Annotated in this window: 12 protein-coding genes; 6 read left to right on the plus strand and 6 right to left on the minus strand. The window is 69.5% G+C overall.

Annotated features, from left to right (window positions below; all coding sequences use genetic code 11):
- Window position 1: 1 nt before the first annotated feature.
- The 4 genes from RNL97_RS21865 to RNL97_RS21880 form a co-directional block, all read right to left on the minus strand.
- Complete coding sequence (locus tag RNL97_RS21865; RefSeq protein ID WP_243315009.1) at window positions 2–1,231, minus strand: glycoside hydrolase family 1 protein; 1,230 nt, start codon at window positions 1,229–1,231, stop codon at window positions 2–4.
- Window positions 1,232–1,330: 99 nt separating this feature from the next.
- Window positions 1,331–2,209 (minus strand): carbohydrate ABC transporter permease, encoded by an 879-nt coding sequence (locus RNL97_RS21870; protein ID WP_243315011.1) that lies wholly within the window; start codon window positions 2,207–2,209, stop codon window positions 1,331–1,333.
- A complete protein-coding gene (locus RNL97_RS21875; RefSeq protein ID WP_030576546.1) occupies window positions 2,206–3,186 on the minus strand; it encodes a carbohydrate ABC transporter permease in 981 nt (326 codons plus the stop codon). The genes RNL97_RS21870 and RNL97_RS21875 overlap by 4 nt, the downstream gene beginning before the upstream one ends.
- 2 nt (window positions 3,187–3,188) lie before the next feature.
- Window positions 3,189–4,433: a sugar ABC transporter substrate-binding protein gene (locus RNL97_RS21880; RefSeq protein WP_030576549.1), complete on the minus strand. Its 1,245-nt coding sequence runs from the start codon at window positions 4,431–4,433 to the stop codon at window positions 3,189–3,191.
- Between the two features lie 260 nt (window positions 4,434–4,693).
- Here RNL97_RS21880 and RNL97_RS21885 point away from each other — a divergent pair, with 260 nt between their 5' ends.
- Complete coding sequence (locus RNL97_RS21885; RefSeq protein ID WP_030576552.1) at window positions 4,694–5,707, plus strand: acetylxylan esterase; 1,014 nt, start codon at window positions 4,694–4,696, stop codon at window positions 5,705–5,707.
- A 24-nt stretch (window positions 5,708–5,731) separates the two neighbouring features.
- Here the strand turns inward: RNL97_RS21885 and RNL97_RS21890 are convergent, their stop codons facing one another.
- Window positions 5,732–6,925 (minus strand): PP2C family protein-serine/threonine phosphatase, encoded by a 1,194-nt coding sequence (locus RNL97_RS21890; protein ID WP_243315012.1) that lies wholly within the window; start codon window positions 6,923–6,925, stop codon window positions 5,732–5,734.
- A gap of 172 nt (window positions 6,926–7,097) precedes the next feature.
- Window positions 7,098–8,168, minus strand: a complete 1,071-nt coding sequence (locus tag RNL97_RS21895; RefSeq protein ID WP_243315015.1) for a LacI family DNA-binding transcriptional regulator — start codon at window positions 8,166–8,168, stop codon at window positions 7,098–7,100.
- Between the two features lie 431 nt (window positions 8,169–8,599).
- Here RNL97_RS21895 and RNL97_RS21900 point away from each other — a divergent pair, with 431 nt between their 5' ends.
- The 5 genes from RNL97_RS21900 (at window position 8,600) to RNL97_RS21920 (ending at window position 17,434) form a co-directional block, all read left to right on the plus strand.
- On the plus strand, window positions 8,600–11,011 hold the full coding sequence (locus RNL97_RS21900) for an ABC transporter substrate-binding protein (protein ID WP_030576561.1): 2,412 nt from the start codon (window positions 8,600–8,602) through the stop codon (window positions 11,009–11,011).
- 396 nt (window positions 11,012–11,407) lie between these two features.
- Window positions 11,408–13,282, plus strand: a complete 1,875-nt coding sequence (gene typA, locus RNL97_RS21905; RefSeq protein ID WP_030576564.1) for a translational GTPase TypA — start codon at window positions 11,408–11,410, stop codon at window positions 13,280–13,282.
- A gap of 525 nt (window positions 13,283–13,807) precedes the next feature.
- Window positions 13,808–15,427 carry a peptide ABC transporter substrate-binding protein gene (locus RNL97_RS21910; RefSeq protein WP_030576567.1) on the plus strand — a complete coding sequence of 540 codons (1,620 nt, stop codon included), beginning with the start codon at window positions 13,808–13,810 and terminating at the stop codon, window positions 15,425–15,427.
- Between the two features lie 128 nt (window positions 15,428–15,555).
- Window positions 15,556–16,485, plus strand: a complete 930-nt coding sequence (locus tag RNL97_RS21915; protein WP_030576571.1) for an ABC transporter permease — start codon at window positions 15,556–15,558, stop codon at window positions 16,483–16,485.
- On the plus strand, window positions 16,478–17,434 hold the full coding sequence (locus RNL97_RS21920) for an ABC transporter permease (protein WP_030576573.1): 957 nt from the start codon (window positions 16,478–16,480) through the stop codon (window positions 17,432–17,434). Before RNL97_RS21915 ends, RNL97_RS21920 begins: the two co-directional genes overlap by 8 nt.
- The last annotated feature ends 4 nt before the right edge of the window (window positions 17,435–17,438 follow it).

Raw genomic sequence — 17,438 nt, forward strand, 5'->3', positions numbered from 1 at the left:
ATCACGCTGCCGTGCGCGGGAGTTCACGCGTGCGGCCCAGGGAGCCCAGCCATTTCGCCGAGTCGCGCGGGGTGCGCTCGAAGGTCTCCCAGTCGATCGCGATCAGGCCGAACGTGGCCTTGTACGTACCCCACTCGTAGTTGTCCAGCGCGCTCCACGCCAGGTATCCCCGGATGTCGAGGCCGTCCTCCAGCGCCGAGGCCACCTCGTTGAGCGCGCCCGTGTAGTAGTCGACGCGGCGGCTGTCGTCGGCGGTCGCGATGCCGTTCTCCGTGACGATCAGCGGTACGTCCCCGACCACCTCGGCCGTGTGGCGCAGCGCCTCGCCGACCGCGCCCGGGTAGTACTCCCACGTGGTCAGCGTCCGCTCGACGTCGTCGGCCGCCGGGATCGGTCCGTCGGGGCCGATCCGCGTACGGGTGTAGGACTGCACACCGATCCAGTCGTCGCCGCGCGCCGCCTCGATGAAGACGTCCTCGCGCGGGTGGCGGTAGGCGGCGGTGACGTCCTCCGCGCCGGGCAGGGCCTGGTAGACCTGGTTGGCGATGGTCCAGCCGACCTGGATGCCCGCGTCCAGGGCACGGACCTCCTTCACCGCCGCGTGGTGGGCGGCGATGACGGCCTCGGTCGTCTCGTCGTCGGGGGTGGGCAGGCCGGCGGGCGGGAAGCTGTTGTCGCCGCGCTTGGCCTGGCCCGCCATCACGGCGATCATGTTCGGCTCGTTGATCGTGCAGACGTGCAGGACGCCCTCGGAGATCACCGGGGCGCAGGCCGCCACGTACCGGGCGAACAGCTCCACCGCCCCCTCGGCCGTCCAGCCGCCGCGCGCCTCGAACCACTGCGGCACGGTGAAGTGGTGCAGCGTCACCATCGGGCGCAGGCCGCGCTCGATCGCGCCCTCCACCATCCGCCGGTAGTGCGCGAGCTGGGCGCGCGAGAAGTGGCCCTCGACCGGCTCGATGCGGGCCCACTCGATGGAGAACCGGTAGTCGGTGAAGCCGAGCGAGGCGAGCAGGTCCATGTCCTCGGGCCAGCGGTGGTAGCTGTCGCAGGCGTCCAGGCTCGGCTCCGCGATGTGGGTGCCGGCGGCGTGCTCCTTGACCCACCAGTCGCAGTCGGTGTTGTTGCCCTCGATCTGGTGGGCGGCCGTGGACGCGCCCCAGAGGAAGCCCTCGGGGAACGGGACGGACGTCGTGGGCCGGGCCGGGTTCGGGGCAGGGGTGTTCGTCATCGCGACATGTCTTTCTGGTGGTGGTGTGGGGTGTGGCCGCGCCGGGGTGTTGCGGGGTGGGGCGCGGTCCCGGTTACGTGGAGTGCCTCGGCGGGAGCGCTACTTCATCCCCGCCGTGGCGATGCCCTGGGTGAAGTGCCGTTGCAGCGCGATGAAGACGACCAGCACCGGCAGCACGATCAGGAAGGCCCCGGCCATCAGCATCCCGTTGGAGCCGCCCGCCTTGTTGGGGTCGGTGGCGAAGGTCGCCAGGGCCACGGGAAGCGTGTACTTGTCGGGGTCGTTGGTCGCGATCAGCGGCCAGACGAAGTTGTTCCAGGAGCCCAGGAACGTGAAGATCGACAGCGTCGCGAGGGCGGGCTTCACCAGCGGCATCACGATCCGCCAGAAGATGTACCACTCGCTCGCGCCGTCCATCCGGGCCGCCTCCAGCAGCTCGTCCGGGATCGACTGCATGAACTGGCGCATCAGGAAGACGCCGAAGGCCCCGGCGGCGAACGGCAGCACGAGGCCGGCGTAACTGTCGATCAGTTGCAACTTGCTCATCAGCACGAACAGCGGCAGCAGCATCAGGTTGCCGGGCACCATCAGCGCACCGAGCACCAGGCCGAAGACCTTGTTGCGGCCGACGAAGTTCAGCTTCGCCAGGGCGTAGCCGAGCATCGAGCAGAAGACCAGGTTCGAGACGGTCACCAAGGCCGCCACGATCACCGAGTTCATGAAGTACAGCGGCAGGTCCAGCTTGTCGAGCAGCTGCCGGAAGTTGGTCAGCGTCCACTCGGTGGGGATCCACACCGGCGGGCTGGCCGACAGCTCGCTCTGGGTCTTGAAGGCGGAGATCCCCATCCAGAGGAAGGGCGCCGACATGGCCAGCAGGCCGAGCGAGAGCAGGACGTAGACCAGGGGGCGGGTGATGCTCCGCCTGCCGAGAGGCCCCTTGCCCAGGCCCTTGACCGGGACGTTGCTGGTGGCGCTCATTTCGTGTTGTCCTTCAGCAGTCGGAGCTGGAGCACCGTGATGCCCATGATCACCACGAACAGGACGTATGCCATGGCGCTCGCGTAGCCCATGTGGAAGAAGTTGAACCCTTCGCGGTACATGTTCAGCGAGACCGTGAGGGTCGAGTCGGACGGGCCGCCCTGGGTCATCACGAACGGCTCCTCGAACACGTTGAGGTAGCCGATCGTCGTGATCACCGTCGCGTAGAGGACCGTCGGGCGCAGCAGCGGGATCGTGATGGACCGGAACTCGTGCCAGACGCTCGCACCGTCCAGCTTCGCCGCCTCCCGCACCTCGGTGGGGATCGCCTGGAGGCCCGCGATGAACAGCACCATCACGGTGCCGACGTTCCGCCAGACGGCCATGACGATCAGCGACGGCATCGCCAGCGTCTCGGAACCGAGGAAGTCCGGTGCCGTCCAGCCCACTTCGGAGAAGAGGCCGGCGATCAGCCCGTCGCTCGGGTCGAGCACGAACCGCCAGACGACCGCCACCGCGACGATGGTGGTGACCACCGGGGCGTAGAAGCCGACCCGGAAGAAGGTCCGCGCGCGGTCGATGCCGTTGTTCAGCAGGACGGCGACGACCAGCCCGATCCCGACCGTCAGCGGTACGCCGACGACCACGAAGTACCCCGTGTTGAGGAGGGACTTGAGGAACTTCTCGTCGCCGAACAGCTCGACGTAGTTCTCGAATCCGATGAACTCCGCCTCCCAAGGGCGCGTCACGTTGCGCAGCCCGAAGTCGGTGAAGCTCATCGCCAGTGTGGCGAGGATCGGGAACGCCATGAAGACGGCGAACAGGACGAGGAACGGCGTGGAGAACAGCCAGCCCGCCGCGTTCTGCACGCCCGGCGTCCGCTTGCGGCGGCTGCCGCCCGCGGGGGCGGGGGGCGGTGCGCCCCCCGCCTTCGCGGGCCGCGCGGCCTTCTCGGTCGTGGTGGTCGAGGTGCTCATGGCTACTGCTTCACGAGGCCTTCGATCTCGGACTGCGCCGTCTTCAGCGCGTCCTCGGCGGAAGCCTTGCCCTGCGTCACCTTGGCGATGGCCTGGTCCACCTTGTCGGTGATCTCGGTCCAGTTGGCCAGGGAGGGCGAGGACTTGGCGGTGTCCATCTGCTGCTTGAAGGTCTGCAGGTCGGCGTCGTCGGCGAGGACGCCGGACTCCCACGCGGAGGTGTTGGCGGGCAGGTCCTTCGTCCGCTCGTACCAGTCGGACTGGCCCTTCGTGTCGGTCAGGTACTGGATGAACTCGGTGGCCGCCGCCTTGTGCTCGCTGTCCTTGGAGACGACGAGCGAGGAGCCGCCGGCCATGGAGGTGGAGGAGGCGTCCGCCGGAACGGGCGCGATGGCCCACTTGCCCTTGATCTGCGGCTGGCCCTCGTCGAGCAGCGTCACGTGCCAGGGGCCGCCGAAGAACATCGGGACCCGGCCGTTGCCGAAGTCCTTCACCACGTCGTAGCCGGGCTGGACGGACTTGTTGGAGAGGCCCTTGTCGAAGTAACTGCCGTACTCCTTGAGCGCCTTGACCGCCTCAGGGCTGTCGATGACCGCCTCGCCCTTGTCGTTGACGATCTCACCGCCCGCCGAGTACAGGAAGGAGTAGAAGTTCTGCACGGTGTCCAGGCCGCTGGGCTGGATGGACAGCCCCCACTTCGTACCGGCCTTCTTCTGGTACGCGGTGGCCAGGTCCTGGAGCTCCTTCCAGTTCGCCGGGGCCTTGCTCACGCCCGCCTTCTCGGCCAGGTCCGTGCGGTAGTACAGGACGCGGGTGTCGACGTACCACGGCACGCCGTACGCGGTGCCGTCCACCTCGCCCTGCTCCCAGCCCGCCGGGAAGAAGTCCTTCTTGTCGAAGACCTTGGTGTCCACCGGCTCCAGCACGCCCAGTTCGGCGAACTCGCCCAGGTAGCTGCCGCCCATCTGGGCCACGTCGGGCAGGGTGCCCGCCGCCGCTGCCGAGACGAGCTTCTGGTGGGCGACGTCCCAGCCGATCGGGGTCACCTTCACGGTGATGTTCGGGTTGGCCTTCTCGTAGACCTCGGCCACGTCCGCGAGCTTCTCGCCCTCGGCCCCCATGGCCCACACGGTGAGCGTCTGCTTCTCGTCCGCCGCGACGTCGCCGCCGGAGGAGCCGCAGGCGGAGAGGGTCACGGCGAGGGCGAGCGCTATGCCGGCGGGAGCGGTTCTGGCGATGCGGGACATGGGAGGGCTCCTCCTTGAGCATTCCGGATGCTGCGCGGTGCGCTATGTATGCGCTGTCTGTAAGCGCATACATCACTCTGCGCCAGACGTTCGGGAATCCGCAAGAGGGTGGTGGGTCACACTCGTGCAACGCGCTCGACATCTCGGCGTCTTGTCGTTGAACCGTAAACGCGGCGTTTGGGAAACAACAGGCGATGTGACCGATTCGTCGCCCCGGAGTGCGGACGTCCCGGCGGTGAGTCGCCGTCTACCCTCGCCGCATGGCCTCATCCGTCGCGCTCTCCCACGACTTCCCGTTCGACCCGGCCTACGGGTACGACGCGCCGGACGCGCTGCTGGAGATCCCCGCCCCGCCCGCCCCCGACGACTTCGACGCGTTCTGGCGCGACCGGTACGCGCGAGCCCGTGCGGTGGACCCCGGGCCGGTCCTCGGCCCGGTGGAGGAGGAGCGCGACGGCGTCCGCGTCCACGGGGTCGCCTTCACCTCCGTGGGCGGCGTCCGGCTCGGCGGCTGGCTCGCGCTGCCCGCCGAGGGCCCGGTGCGGTACGGATTCGTCGTCGGGCACGGCTACGGCGGCCGCCAGGACCCCGGCCGGGACCTGCCGGCGCCCCTGCCGGGGGCCGCCGTGATCCTGCCGTGCGTACGGGGCATGGGGGAGCGGGGGCGGGTGGACGGCATCCCGGACGCGGCCGACGCGCACGTCCTGCACGGCATCGGCTCCCGCGCGTCGTACGTCATCGGGGACTGCGCGGCCGACCTGTGGTGCGCCGCCTCCGCGCTCGCGGCGCTGGTGCCCGAACTGGCGGCGGCCGGGCGGCCGGGCGGGCCCCGCCTCGGCTACCTCGGCGAGAGCTTCGGCGGCGGGCTGGGGGCCCTCGCGCTGCCCTGGGACGACCGCTTCGGCGCGGTCCAGCTCACCGTCCCGACCTTCGGCAACCACCCGCTGCGCCTGACCCTGCCCTGCGCGGGCAGCGGCGAGGCGGTCCGGGCGCACCACCGCGCACACCCCGGGGTCACGGAGGTCCTGCGCTACTTCGACGCGGCGACGGCGGCGACCCGGCTGGCGCTGCCCACGCTGGTCGCGGCCGCGCTGTTCGACCCGTCGGTGCCGCCGCCGGGGCAGTTCGCCGTACACAACGCGCTGGCCGGGGAGCGTGAGCTCCAGGTGCTGACGGCGGGGCACTTCGCGTACCGGGGGATGGTGGCCGAGGCGGCGGAGCTGGACGCGCGGCGGACCCGGTTCTTCGGGGAGCGGTTGGCGGCCGTGGGCTGAGGCCCGGCCGTACCGGGCCCCGGCTCAGGCGCCCGGTTCGCGAGGCTCGCTCCGGGGGCCGTGCCAGTCCAGGCACAGGACGGTGGCGTCGTCCTTGGGCGGACGGCCGCCGTAGGCGTCGGCGACCGCGGTGACCATCGTGCGGACGACCTCGCGCGGGTGCTCGGCGGCGGTCCGGAGCAGGAGTCCGGGCAGGTCGACCGCCGCCGCTTCGCGCTCCTGCACGCCGTCGGTGAACAGCACGAGACGGTCGCCCGGGCGCAGGTCCAGGTTCTGGATCTCGTACGGACCCTGCGGAGGAAAGCCGAAGGGCATGTCGACCCGCGGGGCGATCACCTCGACCGAGCCGTCGCGCAGCCGGAGCGGCCCGGGGTGGCCGGCGTTGACGAGCTGGGCACCGCTGCCGTCCAGGGCGATGCGGAGCAGCTGGCCGGTGGCGAAGGTGCTGCCTCCGTGGTCGAGGAGGGCCTGATGCATCTGGCGCGCCTGCTCGGCGAGATCCGCTCCGGCACGGCGGGCGCCGCGCGAGGCGTTCACGACGAGGGTGGCGATGAGCGAGGCGTTGACGTCGTGGCCCATGGCGTCGGTGACGGACAGGTGGAGGTCGCTGCCGTCGAGGCTGTAGTCGAAGGTGTCCCCGGCGATGTCGGCGGCCGGGACCAGTGCCCCGGCCAGCGCGAACTCCGCCGCGTCGCAGGAAGGGGCGGAGGGAAGCAGCTGGCGCTGGATCTCCGCCGCCAGGCTGACCGGCGTGGTGCGGTTGCCCCAGTGGTAGAGGTCGGTGAAGCGGCGGTCCGTGACGATGATGTACGCCAGCGCGTGCGCGGCGTCCTCGATGTGGGCCAGTACGTCCTCGGTGACGCCGTCGAGGAAGAGTTCCAGCACGCCGATGGCGTCACCGCGGTTGGTCACGGGGGCGAGGACGCGCTGGCCCTGCCCCTGCTGCTCCACCTGCACCAGCTTCTGGGAACGCAGCACCTTGTCGTAGATGCCGCTGCCCGCCAGGGGAACCCTCTCGGTCCGGCCCCCGCGGGAGGTGCCCGACATGTCGTTGACCCGCAGCAGGCGATTGCCGACCAGGTCCACGAAAAGGAATGAAACGTATCGCGCGCCGAACCGGGTGCGCAGGTCGCGCGCCACGACATCGAGGGAATGCACCGGTGCGGCGTCCCTCGCGGCCGTCAGCACTGCGGCCAGTCCCGTTCTCTCGCTCACCACAGCCTCCTCGGGTAGGCAGTGCTTGTGCCCTCCCAGCCCCGACTCAGCGCCCTCTGTGAAAAACGCGGCTTACACATCCTGACAAATACGCCCAAAGCGCCCGATGGGGTAGCCGCTTGTGGGGCGCGGACACCCCGCGCGCGCCCCACAGGAGCGCGCCCCGGGCCCTCCCTCAGCCGCAGCCGCAGCTCGCCCGGCGGGTCACCGAGACCGGCAGCTCCAGCGAGACCGGGGCGCGGCCCGGGTCGGCCAGGCGCTGGACCAGGAGCTCCACCGCCTCCTCGCCCAGCTGCCGGATCGGCTGCCGGACGGTCGTCAGGGGCGGGCGGACCAGGCGGCTCAGCGGGATCCCGTCGAACCCGGTCACCGCGACGTCCTCGGGCACCCGCACCCCGCGCCGCTCCAGCGCCTGGAGGGCCCCGACCGCCATCTGGTCGTTGGCGAACAGCATCGCCTCCGGCCGCTCCAGGCCCGTGCCCTCCGAACGGTCCAGCAGGGCGTCCGCCGCCAGCGCGCCCTCGGCCTGCGTCATCATCCCGGCGCGCACCTCCGGCCGGGAGGGCACCGGAAGGCCCGCGTCCCGGCACGCCTCCTGGAAGCCCCGGAACCGGGCCTCGGCGTCCGGCGCCTGCTCCTCGCCCCCGATGAAGGCCAGCCGGCGCAGCCCGTGGTCCTCGATCAGATGGCGGGTCAGCTCGCGCTCGCCCTCGGTGTTGGCCACCACGATGTGGTCCAGGTGGTCGATCTCCCGGGGTCCGGCGAGCATCACCACGGGCAGTCGGCGCGATATCACTTCCAGGTCCGCGGTCGGCACGGTCCGCGCCAGCACGGCGAAGCCGTCGACCCGCCCGGCGACCTTCGCCACCAGGCTCTCCGGCCCGCCGTCCAGCGAGGCCGCGATCAGCAGGGCGTAGCCGTGCCGCCGGGAGGCCCGTTCCATGCCCCGGATGATCTGGTCGGAGTAGAGCATGACGGCCTGGTCGTCGTCCGCGTCGCTCGCCGCCGCCGCGGACTCGGCGTCCGGGTCCGCGTAGTCCGGGAAGCACAGCCCGAGCACGCCCGTCGTCCGGCTGGCCAGGCCCCGGGCGCTGCCGCTCGGTACGTACCCCAGCTCGCGGGCCGCCTCCATGACCTTCTCGCGGGTCTGGGCGCGTACGGAATCGGGGTTCCGGTAGACCCGGGAGACCGTGGCAATGGAGACGCCCGACCGCTCGGCGACGTCGTACACCGTGGGGGCGCTCACTGGACCCACCGTCCGTCCGCTTCTTCTTCCGCAGCCCCGCGTCCGGCGGTGCGGGTGCTGGTACCGGCCCGGCGGTCCGCGTGCCGGGCGAGGCGATCACGAGGCTCGTGAAAGCGCATTCACCCTAGGTCCTGGGCCGCGCGAGGAGCAAGGTCGCCCGGGTCGTGCGGGCTGCCCCTCCGGTGACGTGCCGACTGCCCCTCGGGTGACGTGCGTGCCGCGTGAGGGGGCCGTCGGCCGTGTCGGGCGGAACGTTCCTCCGGGCGGGTGAGCTTGCGGCTCCCGGCCGTCGTGTCGGCGCCCCCTCGCGCGAGGGGGCGCTTTCAGTAAGCGGAAGGAATCAGTGTGATCAACTGCAAATGCCACCACATACGCACTATCCGGTCCATTCCGGTACGGGGTGGTCCGGGCCGGCCCCGGAGGTATCAGCCATGTCCCACGTCGGCGTCCCGCGCGGGACGGTTCGAAAGCGCCGATCGCTCGCGCTCCTCACGACGGGGGTGCTCACGATCCCCGTGCTGGCGGGGTGCAGCTCCGGCGGTGAGGAGACCTCCCGGGGCGTGCCCCAGGACATCGCGCCCGCCGCCCGCGAGGCGGTCGCCGACGGCTCGACGGCGAACTGGGCGGTCGACGCGCTGCCCGCCACCTTCAACGCCTTCCAGGCGGACGCGGACAGCGCCACCACCCGGATCACCGGAGCACTGCTCCCGACCCTCTTCCCGATGGACAGGACCGGGCAGCCGAAGCTCAACCCGGACTACCTGGAGTCCGCGAAGGTCATCGAGCGCGAGCCCCGTCAGGTCGTGCTCTACAAGCTCAACCAGCAGGCGGTGTGGAGCGACGGCCGGGAGATCGGGGCCCCCGACTTCGTCGCCCAGTGGCGGGCGCTCCGGGGCAAGGACTCCGCGTTCTGGACCGCCCGCAACTCCGGCTACGAGCGCATCGAGAAGATCGAGCGGGGCGCGGACGACCTCCAGGTGCGGGTCACGTTCTCCAAGCCGTACGCCGACTGGCGCTCGCTGTTCTCGCCGCTCTACCCGAAGGAGATCACCGGCTCGCCGGACGCCTTCAACGACGGCGCGCGCACCACCCTGAAGAACACCGCCGGGCCCTTCGTCCTGCGCGGCGTGAGCAAGTCCAAGGGCACCGTCACGCTGGCCCGCAACCCGCGCTGGTGGGGCGACAAGGCCAAACTGGACACCCTCGTCTTCCGGGCGGTCGCCGCGAAGGACCGTACCCAGGCCCTCGCCGACGGCACGGTGGACATCGCCGACATCGACGCCGCCACCGCCGACCGCATCACGCTCGCCCGCCGCGACCGGGGCGGCAACGGCCGGCCCCTCAACCACGGTCCGGGCTCCGAGACCACGCCGGCCCAGGCCCTGCGCTCCTGGGCCCAGGCGCACGGCTCCGACGAGGATGCGGCGGAGATCGCGCAGGCCGCCCGGGAGAAGAACCGCAAGGCCGTCGTCGCGTACGCCACGGAACAGAAGGCCCTGCGCGACTTCGCCGTCCGCAAGTCCCTGGAGCCCGCCTACACCCAGCTCGCGCTGAACGGCGAGTCCGGCCCGCTCGCCGACGACCGGGTCCGCCGTGCCGTCGCCCGCGCCCTGGACCGCGAGGAACTGGCCCAGACCGTGCTGGGGCCGCTGGGCCTTCCGGCGAAGCCGCTCGGCAGCCACCTCGCCCTCGCGGGGCAGCCCGGCTACAAGGACGGCAGCGGGGCGCTCGGCGAGCAGAACACCAAGGAGGCCCAGGCCCTGCTGGCGGACGCCGGCTGGACCCGGGGCGGCGCGGCCGAGCCGCCCAAGGACACCAAGGCGGGCAGCGAGGCGGAGAAGAAGGGCGGCAAGGACGACGAGGCCGATGCGGAGAAGAAGACCGCCGGGGACGCCGAGGAGGACAAGGACGCCAAGAGCGAGAAGGACGGGAAGAAGGCGCAGGAGGACCGCACCGAGGACTCCGCCGCCGAGCGCGAGAAGGCCGACCGGGGCTCCGAGGACAGCGCCGCCTCCCGCGACGAGGGCCTCTACATCGTCGGCGACGACAACAAGCCCGGCGCCCCCGCTCCGGCCACCGTGGGCAGCGCCTCCGCCGTCCACGTCCTGGCCCCCGCCCGGACCGCCGCCGCCCAGGGCACCGTTCTGCTCCGCCAGGCGGGTGTCCACGGTGAGGACGGCGCCGTCGCCGCCACGGACAAGCAGCCCGGGGGAGCCGCCGGGGCGTACGCCCCCGTCGGCACCGCCGCCCCGGCGCCCGCCGCGGCCAAGGGGCAGCTCGGCAAGGACGGCAAGACGCTGACCCTGCGGTTCGTGCTCCCCTCCGGACCCGGCTCCCAGTCGCTGCGCAGCGTCGGCGACAAGATCGCCGCGATGCTGGAGAAGATCGGCGTCGGCACGGAGATCACCAAGGTCCCCGACGAGAGCTACTTCAAGGACCACATCGCCTCCGGCGCGTACGACCTGGCGCTCTACTCGTGGCCGGCCACCGCCTACCCCGCCACCGACGGACGCCCGATCTACGCCAAGCCGGAGCCCGCCACCGACGGATCGCTCCTCGTGGAGCAGAACTACACCCGGGTCGGCACCGACCACATCGACCAGCTCTTCGACAAGGCCGCCGCCGAGCTGGACGAGAAGGCCGCCCGGGAGCTGATGAAGCAGGCGGACGCCCGGATCTGGGCCGCCGCCGGATCGATTCCGCTCTTCCAGCGCCCGCAGCTGGTCGCGGTCGACAAGAAGCTCGCGAACGTCGGCGCCTTCGGCTTCGCCGCCCCCCGGTACCAGGACATCGGGTTCAAGAACCGGCAAGCAGCAGGTTCCCCCGCAGACCGCAAGAAGTAGCCGCTAAATACCACACCCTCTCGCCGCCAAGCTCAGATGCACCTCAAAACCCTTGCCCGCCGGTTCGCCCGGCGGGCAGTGTGGTTTCTGCCCTGACCCGGGCCGTTCGTCGCTTCACCTCTCCTCACCCCCCACATAGCTCCACCGCGGTCCCACCGCAGCTCCGCCCGCATTCCGGCCATCCACTGGCCCGGCGCGGAGCCAGGTCCTTGACACCGGCTGAATATCGCCCGAATCACACGGGAAGACCGCCTCCGCGGATCGGTCCGGGAAGCCCGGCGTGCCCGAGGCCCGTACGATGGGACGAGCCGTGGCGTGCCGCCCGGCGGGCGTACGAGGACTCGAAGACCGACTGAGACGCCTGATCCCACGATCCGAGAGAAGCGCAAGCCACCCATGCCCACGCGCCACGACATCCGTAACGTAGCCATCGTCGCCCACGTCGACCACGGCAAGACCACGCTGGTCGACGCCATGCTCAAGCAGGCCGGCTCCTTCGCCGCCCACGCTGCCGAGTCGCTCGACGACCGCATGATGGACTCGAACGACCTGGAGCGTGAGAAGGGCATCACGATCCTCGCCAAGAACACGGCGGTGAAGTATCACCCCAAGGACGGCGGGGACCCGATCACGATCAACATCATCGACACCCCCGGTCACGCCGACTTCGGTGGCGAGGTCGAGCGTGGTCTGTCGATGGTGGACGCCGTCGTGCTGCTCGTCGACGCCTCCGAGGGCCCGCTGCCCCAGACCCGCTTCGTGCTGCGCAAGGCGCTGGCCGCGCGGATGCCGGTCATCCTCTGCATCAACAAGACGGACCGCCCCGACTCCCGGATCGCCGAGGTCGTCGACGAGACGTACGACCTGTTCCTGGACCTGGACGCGGACGAGGACCAGATCGAGTTCCCGATCGTCTACGCCTGCGCCCGTGACGGCGTCGCCTCGCTGACCAAGCCCGAGGACGGCACCGTCCCGCAGGACAGCGAGAACCTGGAGCCGTTCTTCAACACGATCCTCTCGCACGTCCCCGCCCCGGAGTTCGACGAGGACGCGCCGCTCCAGGCCCACGTCACCAACCTGGACGCCGACAACTTCCTCGGCCGTATCGCGCTCTGCCGCGTCGAGCAGGGCGAGCTGCGCAAGGGCCAGACCGTCACCTGGATCAAGCGTGACGGCACCATGTCCAACGTCCGCATCACCGAGCTGATGATGACCGAGGCGCTCACCCGCAAGCCGGCCGAGGTGGCGGGCCCGGGTGACATCTGCGCGGTCGCCGGATTCCCGGACATCATGATCGGCGAGACCCTGGCCGACCCCGAGAACCCGATCGCGCTGCCGCTGATCACGGTGGACGAGCCGGCCATCTCGATGACCATCGGCACCAACACCTCGCCGCTCGTCGGCAAGGGCGGAAAGGGCCACAAGGTCACCGCCCGCCAGGTGAAGGACCGCCTCGACCGCGAGCTCATCGGTAACGTCTCGCTCCGCGTCCTGGACACCGAGCGCCCCGACGCCTGGGAGGTCCAGGGCCGTGGTGAGCTCGCGCTCGCCATCCTGGTCGAGCAGATGCGCCGCGAGGGCTTCGAGCTGACCGTCGGCAAGCCCGAGGTCGTCACCAAGCAGATCGACGGCAAGACGCACGAGCCGATCGAGCGCATGACGATCGACTCCCCCGAGGAGCACCTCGGCGCCATCACCCAGCTCATGGCGACCCGCAAGGGCCGTATGGAGACCATGACGAACCACGGCTCCGGCTGGGTCCGCATGGAGTGGATCGTCCCGTCCCGCGGCCTCATCGGCTTCCGTACGGAGTTCCTGACGCAGACCCGCGGCACCGGCATCGCGCACTCCATCTTCGAGGGCCACGAGCCGTGGTTCGGCGAGCTGCGCACCCGTCACAACGGTTCGCTGGTCGCCGACCGCGCGGGCTCGGTCACGCCGTTCGCGATGGTCAACCTCCAGGAGCGCGGCGTCATCTTCACCGAGGCCGGCACCGAGGTGTACGAGGGCATGATCGTCGGCGAGAACTCCCGCGCCGACGACATGGACGTCAACATCACCAAGGAGAAGAAGCTCACCAACATGCGTGCGGCCTCCGCGGACACCACGGAGAACGTGGTCCCGGCCCGCAAGCTGTCGCTGGAGCAGTCCCTGGAGTTCTGCCGCGAGGACGAGTGCATCGAGGTGACCCCGGAGACCGTGCGTATCCGCAAGGTCGTCCTGGACCAGCGCGAGCGCAGCCGCGCCGCCTCGCGCGCCAAGAACAGCTGACACGGAGCCGGCAGACGCTCCTGAGCCTCCCCTGAGCCCTTCCGGGAGCTCGGGGGCGGCCGGAGGCGTACGCTCCGTATGCGAAGGCCCGCCGCGGGGTGGATCACCCCGTCGGACGGGCCGTCAGCACAGGCATTGACAGAAGGCCCGGCCCGCCACGGACACTGTGGTGGGCCGGGCCTTCGTCAATCGCTTTTCCTGACCGTGGTGTCCGGATATCGGGGGTCGCTCTCCGGAACATGTGTTAACAGTCCGTTTCGGGCGTGTCTGTCTGGGATCGCTTTGTCCGGATTTCGGGCACACGGGCGGGTCTGATGTTGTCAAACCGAGACCCTTTAAGTGTGGTTTACAGCCCGGCCGTACTCAATAGTTGGCTCCATTGAGCTCGGGTCAATGGGTCACGCACTGTGGGGAGTGCCGACTCACGAGCACACTCGGGGCACTGAACGATCACCGTCAGGGGTGTCGGTGAATCTCTCCAGTGCCCTTCTTGTAGTCAAAAGTGGACTCATGAGGAGGAAACCCATGCGCGGTGCCAAGAGCGCCAAGTGGGTCGCGGGAGCGGCCGTCATCGCCCTGGCCGCGACTGCCTGTGGCGGCGGCGACAGCAGCGACGAAGGCAAGAAGAACACGTCGGGGCAGCCCGCCGGATACGTCTCGATCGACGTCGGTGAGCCCCAGAAGCCTCTGATGCCGGCCGACACGAACGAGAGCAACGGCTCCTACGTCATCCAGTCGCTGTTCACCCAGCTGCTGGACTTCGACGACAAGGGCGAGATCGTCCTCACGAACGCCGAGTCCGTCGAGACCGAGGACTCCCAGACGTGGACCGTCAAGCTCAAGTCCGGCTGGAAGTTCCACAACGGTGAGGCCGTGACCGCGCAGTCGTACATCGACGCGTGGAACTGGTACGCCAACGTCGAGAACAAGCAGCAGAACGCTTTCTGGTTCTCCGACATCAAGGGCTACGAGGACGTCCACCCCGAGAAGGGTGCGCCGAAGTCCGACAAGATGTCGGGTCTGAAGGCCGTGGACGACACCACGTTCACGATCGAGCTGAGCAACAAGGTCCCGTACTTCAACTACAAGCTCGGTTACGCGACGTTCGCGCCGCTGCCCAAGGTCTTCTACGACGACCCGAAGGCGTTCGGCCAGAAGCCGATCGGCAACGGCCCGTACACGTTCGAGAAGTGGACCCACAAGAAGCTCATCCAGGTCAAGGCCTGGCCCGAGTACCAGGGTCCGAACAAGGCTGCCAACAAGGGCATCCAGTTCAAGAACTACTCGACCGTCGAGGCCGCGTACTCGGACGTCATCTCCGGCAACCTGGACATGATCCGCCAGGTCGGCCCGCGTGACCTCCCGAAGTACAAGACGGACCTCGGTGACGGCGCGATCGACCAGCCGTACGCGGCGATCCAGTCGCTGAACCCGGCGTTCTACTCCAAGACGTTCAAGGACATCGACCCCAAGGTCCTCCAGGGTCTGTCCATGGCGATCGACCGTGACACCATCACGAAGACCGTCCTGAACGGCACGCGCATCCCGGCGACGAGCTTCACTCCGCCGCAGGTCAAGGGCAACCAGACCCTCGACTCGGACATCCTGAAGTACAACCCCGCCAAGGCCAAGGAGCTCATCAAGGCCGGCGGCGGCGTTCCGGGCAACAAGTTCTCCATCCAGTACAACGCCGACGGTGGGCACAAGGAGTGGGTGACCGCTGTCTGCGAGTCCATCCGCAACGCCACCGGGGTCGACTGCGTGGGCGACGCCAAGCCGGACTTCCCGACCGACCTCGAAGCGCGTGACAACAACGAGGTCAAGGGCTTCTACCGCGGTGGCTGGGTGGCCGACTACCCCGTCAACGTGAACTTCCTCAAGGAGCTCTACCACTCCAAGGCCGAGTCCAACAACGGACGCTTCTCCGACAAGGAGATCGACGAGCTGATGGCGAAGGGTGACAAGGCCGACTCCCTGGAGGAGTCCGTCGCCGCCTACCAGGAGGTCGAGAAGGCCCTGGTGGACAAGATGCCCGCCATCCCGCTCTGGTACTACGCCATCAACGGCGGCCACGGCAAGAACGTCGACAACGTCAAGGTCGACTTCCACGGTGACCTCGAACTGACCGGCGTCACCACCAAGTAACGCCTGCGGGTCATTCCCCAACTGGCCGTCATCCGCCCGTGCTGCTTCTCAGCGCGGCCGGAGGCGCGGGGGTCGTCTCTGCCAAGAGGCGGCCCCCGCGCCGCAGTTATCCCCACACGGAGGCACCCATGGGGCGCTATGTCGCACGACGACTGCTCCAGATGATCCCGGTCTTCATCGGGTCGACCCTTCTGGTCTTCCTGATGATGTACGCACTGCCCGGCGACCCCGTCAGAGCTCTTGCCGGTGAACAGCACGTAGACGCGACGCAGATCGCGCAGATCAAGGCGGACCTCGGTCTCGACCAGCCGATCTGGCAGCAGTACCTGAACTACCTGGGCAATCTGTTCCAGGGCGACTTCGGCACGCAGATCGGAACGCAGCGTCCGGTCGCCGAGGTCATCGCCGAGGCTTATCCGATCACCGTCAGACTCGCGATCTTCGCGTTCGTCTTCACGGTCGTCGCCGGGATCTCGCTCGGCATCGTCGCGGGTCTGAAGGCCGACTCCCTCCGGGACCGCGGTCTGCTCGGCCTGACGCTGGTGCTGATCTCCATGCCCTCCTTCGTGCTGGGCTTCCTCGTCCAGTACTTCTTCGCGTTCCAGCTCGGCATCGCCAAGCCCAACGTGAGCCTGGAACCGACCAACACCGAGCTGATCATGCCGGCCATCGTGCTGGCGTCGCTGTCACTCGCGTACGTCGCCCGACTCACCCGCACCTCGGTCGCCGAGAACATCCGCGCCGACTACATGCGTACGGCGATCGCCAAGGGTCTGCCCCGCCGCCGCGTCATCGGCGTGCACCTGATGCGCAACTCGCTCATCCCGGTCGTCACCTTCCTCGGCACCGACATCGGCGCCCTGATGGGCGGGGCGATCGTGACCGAGGGCATCTTCAACATCAAGGGCGTCGGATCGCTCGTCTTCGAAGCGCTGTCCAAGCGCGAAGGCGCCACCGTCGTCGGCGTCGTGACGCTGCTCGTCATCGTCTACCTCGTCTGCAGCCTGCTCGTCGACCTGCTGTACGCGGTCCTGGACCCGAGGATCCGGTATGCCTGACACCACCGCACTCACCAAGAGCACCGACGCTCCGGCCGCCGCCACCGACGCGCCGGCCGCGACGGACGCCGGCCCCGCGCCCGGCAAGCCGCGCAGCCTCTGGTCGGACGCCTGGCACGACCTGCGCCGCAACCCGCTCTTCCTCGTCTCCGTCGTGCTGATCCTGCTGCTCGCGGTCATGGCGATCTTCCCGAGCCTGTTCACCAGCGCCTCGCCGCGGGACGCCAACCTGGCCGAGCACTACCTCCAGCACCCGAACTGGGGCCACTTCTTCGCCCCCGACTGGCTCGGGTACGACGTCCAGGGCCGCTCCATCTACGCGCGTCTGATCTACGGGGCCCGCGCCTCGATCACCGTCGGTGTGGTCGTGACCGTCGCGGTCACCATCACCGGGCTGGTGATCGGCATGCTCGCCGGCTACTTCGGCGGCTGGCTCGACACGATCCTCTCCCGGATCACCGACGTCTTCTTCGGCGTCCCCTTCATCGTCGGCGCCATGGTCATCCTGACCACCTTCGAGGAGCGCTCCGTCTGGGTCGTCATCCTGTCGATGGCCTTCCTCGGCTGGACCTCGATCGCCCGTGTCGCCCGTGGCTCGGTCATCACGATCAAGCAGGCCGACTATGTGGTCGCCGCCAAGGCGCTCGGCGCTTCCACCTTCCGGATCCTGACGCGGCACATCCTGCCGAACGCCATCGCTCCGGTGATCGTGGTCGCCACCATCGCGCTCGGCGGCTACATCGCCGCCGAGGCCACCCTGTCGTTCCTCGGCATCGGCCTCGCCGAGCCGACGGTCTCGTGGGGTATCGATGTCTCCGCTGCGAAGGACCAGCTCCGCAACGCGCCGTACGTCCTGGTCATCCCCTCGGTGATGGTCTCGATCACGGTGCTGTCCTTCCTGATGTTCGGCGATGCGGTCCGCAACGCCCTCGACCCCAAGATGCGCTGAGGGA

The sequence above is a fragment of the Streptomyces parvus genome, from assembly GCF_032121415.1.
Classification (GTDB): domain Bacteria; phylum Actinomycetota; class Actinomycetes; order Streptomycetales; family Streptomycetaceae; genus Streptomyces; species Streptomyces globisporus_A.

Bases quoted from the DNA above. Each gene is read 5' to 3' on its own strand.
- RNL97_RS21865 (WP_243315009.1), bottom strand. From the start codon at position 1,231: ATGACGAACACCCCTGCCCCGAACCCGGCCCGGCCCACGACGTCCGTC.
- RNL97_RS21870 (WP_243315011.1), bottom strand. From the start codon at position 2,209: ATGAGCGCCACCAGCAACGTCCCGGTCAAGGGCCTGGGCAAGGGGCCT.
- RNL97_RS21875 (WP_030576546.1), bottom strand. From the start codon at position 3,186: ATGAGCACCTCGACCACCACGACCGAGAAGGCCGCGCGGCCCGCGAAG.
- RNL97_RS21880 (WP_030576549.1), bottom strand. From the start codon at position 4,433: ATGTCCCGCATCGCCAGAACCGCTCCCGCCGGCATAGCGCTCGCCCTC.
- RNL97_RS21885 (WP_030576552.1), top strand. From the start codon at position 4,694: ATGGCCTCATCCGTCGCGCTCTCCCACGACTTCCCGTTCGACCCGGCC.
- RNL97_RS21900 (WP_030576561.1), top strand. From the start codon at position 8,600: ATGTCCCACGTCGGCGTCCCGCGCGGGACGGTTCGAAAGCGCCGATCG.
- typA (WP_030576564.1), top strand. From the start codon at position 11,408: ATGCCCACGCGCCACGACATCCGTAACGTAGCCATCGTCGCCCACGTC.
- RNL97_RS21910 (WP_030576567.1), top strand. From the start codon at position 13,808: ATGCGCGGTGCCAAGAGCGCCAAGTGGGTCGCGGGAGCGGCCGTCATC.
- RNL97_RS21915 (WP_030576571.1), top strand. From the start codon at position 15,556: ATGGGGCGCTATGTCGCACGACGACTGCTCCAGATGATCCCGGTCTTC.
- RNL97_RS21920 (WP_030576573.1), top strand. From the start codon at position 16,478: ATGCCTGACACCACCGCACTCACCAAGAGCACCGACGCTCCGGCCGCC.